At 75.1% G+C, this 2697-nt stretch carries 2 protein-coding genes; both read right to left on the bottom strand.

All coding sequences use genetic code 11. The features are described from left to right. Positions 1-1101: arginine deiminase family protein (locus tag I4I78_RS31740; RefSeq protein WP_218615201.1), on the bottom strand; the 1101-nt coding region annotated here is incomplete at its 3' end. Between the two features lie 68 nt (positions 1102-1169). Next, entirely contained in the window at positions 1170-2282 is a 1113-nt protein-coding gene (locus I4I78_RS31735; RefSeq protein WP_218615200.1) for a S1 family peptidase, read from the bottom strand. Positions 2283-2697: the final 415 nt, after the last annotated feature.

Below are 2697 nucleotides of genomic sequence, written 5' to 3'. Positions count from 1 at the left end.
GGTCACGTTGCGCTCGTAGGTGACCACGACGCCGGGGGAGACGGCGAGCAGGTTGCACCCGTCGTCCCACTGCTCGCGTTCCGCGGCGTGCACGTCCTGTTCGGGCGTCAGCACCCGGATCTTGTCCAGGCCCATCGCGTCGGCGATCGCGTCGTGCATCGACTCCGGCGGGTGGGCGGTCACGTCCATCTCGTCCGGCGAGGCCCCCGGCCGCACGGTGTAGGAGTACAGCGCCCCGAGCCCGGCAAACTGCACGAACGTCTCCGGGTCGGCCATCGTGAGCACCGTGTCCAGGTGCATCTGGGCGCGGGTCTCGGGCAGCCGCAGGGCGACGATCCGGTCCACGTCGCCGCCGGCGAACAGGGTGCGGGCCAGGCGCTCGACCCCGGCCGCGGTGGTGCGCTCGGAGAGCCCGACGAGCAGCGCGCCGTCGCCGAGCACCAGCACGTCGCCGCCCTCGGTGGTGGCCGGGCCGCCCTCGATGCCGGCCGACCAGGTCGCGAACCGGTCCCGGGCGAACATCGGGTGCCAGCGGTAGACGGCCTCGTAGTGCAGCGACTCCCGGCGGCGGGCCTGCTTGCGCATGCTGTTGATCGCGACGCCGGCGTGGATCCAGGCCGAGGTGTCACGCGGGTAGAGGTGGTTGGGCAGCGGCTCGAGCACGAACGCGTCCGGGTCCAGCACGCCGAACGCCATCGACCGCGGCTCCGGGATCCGGTCGCGCACCTCGCGCTTGGTGATGCCGCCGACCAGGTGCTCGGCGAGGGTGTCGGTGTCCATCGCCTCGAAGCAGCCGCGCAGGGCGTCGACCGCGAGCGGGCCGAAGATCCGGTCGTCGAACACCCGGTCCAGCACGTGGCGCCGGGCCGGGGCGATGGCGAGCGTCTCGCGCAGCAGCGTCCCGAACAGGTGCACGAGGACGCCGCGGTCGCGCAGCACCTCGGCGAACCGGTCGTGCTCGTCCTGGGCGCGCTGCACCCACAGCACGTCGTCGAACAGCAGCTGCCCGGCGTTGTTCGGGGTCAGCCTCTTGAGCTCGAGACCGGGCCGGTGCAGCAGGACCTCGTGCAGCCGCCCGACCTCGGAGTCCACCCGGTACATGCCGCCATCGTCGCCGACGGGTGGGCGGGCGCGCCGACCGGGACGCCACCGCGGGGGCCCCGCCGGGCTCAGCCGGTCCTGAGCGAGAGCCCCATCGCCGAGAGCGCCGTGCCGATCGGGGTGAAGTAGCTGGTGCAGCCGTCGCCGCCGGCGCCGGTGTGCACGCCCTGGGCCTGGCCGTCCGAGGTGATGTAGGGCCCGCCGGAGTCGCCCTCCTGCGCGCAGGTGCTCACCGCGGTCAGGCCGCTCTGTTGCTGCCCGTCGAAGTTCACCGTGACGTCCTTGCGGTCCACCGGGCCGCAGCTGCGGCCGCTGGTGGAGCCGGTCAGGCACACCGACGCGCCGACCGGGGCCGAGCGGCTGCCGGTCACGGTCGTGCCGCCGACCGTCGGGGTCAGCGTCCAGTCCCCGGTCACCGGGATCGCGCCCACGTCGGTGCTGCCCTCGGCGCTGCGGGCGCCGGTGCCGACGGTGTTCTGGTCCGCGCCGGAGTACCAGGTCGACGACCCGCGGGTGCAGTGCCCGGCGGTGAGCAGCCAGCCGGTGGAGCCGTCGGTCGCGGCGAAGCCCGCGGTGCAGCGCTTGGCCCCGTCGCTGATCGTGTCGCCGCCGCCGATCGAGGCCTGTCGCCGCGGCGCGGCGGGCACCTTCTCGATCCGGACCGCCGCCGGGTCGAGCCCGGCCAGCAGCGCGGTCACCGGGGAGTCCGGCGCGCCGTCGACCTCGGACACGACGAGCTGCTGGGTCCGCTCGTCGACGCCGAACCCGGCCAGCGAGGCCGGCATCCCGGTCGCGGTGCGCTCGGTGAGCGCCTGCCGGGCCGCCGACGGGTCGCGGCGCGGCTCGTTCCGGACCACCGGCGTCGCGCCCAGCGCGGACAGCGCCGGGGCCAGCGCGGGCTCCCAGGTGCCGACCATGAGCCGGCCGAGGGGGGCGTCACCGGAGGCTGAGGTCCCGGAGGTCCCGGGCGACTCGAACCAGACCCCGGCCAGGGCCTCGCCGGCGGTCGCGGTCACGGCGGGGACCAGCGCCGAGGCCGCCGCCTCGCTCAGGCCGTCGAGCGGGAGCGCGGGGGCGGCGACGGCCGGGGCCACCCCGGCGACCGTCCCGGCCACGGCCAGGGCGCCGGCGAGAAGAGCGAGCGCGGTGCGGCGAGGCCGGTGCGGGCGGCGCAGGTCCACGGAGAGTCCTTACGGGGATGCGGTGCAGTGGGTCACCGGCTCAACGAGGCTGCTCCGTTCAGGTCACGCAGGGGCGCGGATCGTCACCGTCCGGGGACGACGGGGTCCTTTCCGTGCGTGAGGGCGCCGCCGCGGGCGAACGGCGGCCGCGGCGCGGCCGGACGGCATACCGCAAATTGTGCATATGCATTGACCCCCGGCCCGCTCCTGACCAGGGTGGATCCAAGGCCGGAACACGGCCGGGATTCGGACCGGCCGATCCCGGCCGGGGCTACCGGAGTCGCCCGGACCACGCGACCCCTGCGAGACACGCTCCCTGGCCGCTCCGGCTCCGGATAGTCCACCAGTCGCGCCGCCGAAACGCCTTCGTGAGACACGAGGTGTGGTCGGTGACGCCGGAAACACGGTGCGCGGG

Origin of the sequence: Pseudonocardia sp. KRD291 (assembly GCF_019263595.1) — a bacterium.
Lineage (GTDB): Bacteria > Actinomycetota > Actinomycetes > Mycobacteriales > Pseudonocardiaceae > Pseudonocardia.
The sequence above is the reverse complement of the archived record's forward strand: the minus strand, read 5'-3'. Positions and strand labels throughout refer to the sequence as shown.